A 1,121-nucleotide genomic window follows, 5' to 3' on the forward strand; every position below is an offset into this window, starting at 1 on the left:
GCCGGACGCCGCGACCGCGGGCCCCCGTTCGGCCTCAGGGACTCTGGACGAACTCGTACGTCAGGAAGGCCAGGCCGTCGCCGATGGTCCTGGCCTCCACCAGGCGCAGGGGCTTCGTGCCGCAGGCCTCGCCGAAGAACCGTTCGCCGGCCCCGAGCACGACCGGGAAGACGACCAGCCGCACCTCGTCGACCAGGCCGGCCTCGATCAGCGTACGACCGAGCCGATGGCTGCCGGGGACGACGATCTCTCCGTCCAGCTCCCGCTTCAGTTTCGAGACCTCGGTCACGACGTCGCCCCGCAGAACCGTCGAGTTGTCCCAGTCGGGTTCTTCGAGGGTCGAGGACACGACGTACTTGGGCATGCTGTTCAACCGGTCCGCCAGCTCGCCGCTCCGGGGCCGCCACCGCACCCCGAAGAACTCGTAGCTCTTGCGGCCCAGCAGCCAGGCCTCGGCGCCCAGTGCCTCCTCCAACGCGATCTTGCTCCACTCGGCGAGGTCCCCGCCCCCGAACCGGGGGAACCAGCCGCCCAGCTCGAACCCCTCCGCACCGTCCGGGTCCTGGACCACTCCGTCGAGCGAGACGTTCTGCGGCCCGCTCATCACGATCTTTCCCATGTCCGATCCCTCCTCGCGCCTACGTTGACGACGACCACGTAGATGCAGGCGCCCGCCGGGGCGAGAACTGGGCGCCGCCCGACCGCCCAGTTCTCGCCCCGGCCGGCGCCTGTACAGGATGGAAGCGCGGCAGGGCTCGGAAGCGGCGGGGCTCGGAAGCCGCGGGGCTCGGAAGAAGGAGACGGTGACGATGAAGGCGGCCGATCTGATCGAGAGGGCGCGGGCCGGGGACGGCGACGCGTTCAGGGTGCTGACCGAGCCGCACCTCCGAGAGCTCCAGGTGCACTGCTATCGCATGCTCGGCTCCTTCGAGGACGCCGAGGACGCCCTCCAGAACACCCTGCTCACGGCCTGGCAGAGTCTGGGCGGGTTCGAGGGACGAGCCTCGCTGCGCACCTGGCTCTACCGGCCGGCGGTGCGGCGGCCGGTGTGCTGACCGCCGGGTACGTCGCCGCGTTCGCCGGGTCGCATCCGCTGGCCAAGAAGGTGGGCGCCTGGCCGG

General features: G+C 71.0%; 2 protein-coding genes. One reads left to right on the forward strand and one right to left on the reverse strand.

All coding sequences use genetic code 11. The features are described 5' to 3' along the window. Positions 1-34: 34 nt before the first annotated feature. Entirely contained in the window at positions 35-619 is a 585-nt protein-coding gene (locus ACWEBX_RS41255) for a dihydrofolate reductase family protein (RefSeq protein ID WP_451889795.1), read from the reverse strand. A 295-nt stretch (positions 620-914) separates the two neighbouring features. Between ACWEBX_RS41255 and ACWEBX_RS41260 the strand changes: the two genes are divergently transcribed. Beyond that, positions 915-1,055, forward strand: coding sequence for a sigma factor (locus tag ACWEBX_RS41260; protein ID WP_451889796.1), 141 nt, complete (start codon positions 915-917; stop codon positions 1,053-1,055). Positions 1,056-1,121 lie beyond the last annotated feature (66 nt).

This window comes from Streptomyces sp. NPDC005070, assembly GCF_053600395.1.

Coding starts and splice junctions, on each gene's coding strand:
- ACWEBX_RS41260 (WP_451889796.1), top strand. CDS start 915: ATGCTCGGCTCCTTCGAGGACGCCGAGGACGCCCTCCAGAACACCCTG.
- ACWEBX_RS41255 (WP_451889795.1), bottom strand. CDS start 619: ATGGGAAAGATCGTGATGAGCGGGCCGCAGAACGTCTCGCTCGACGGA.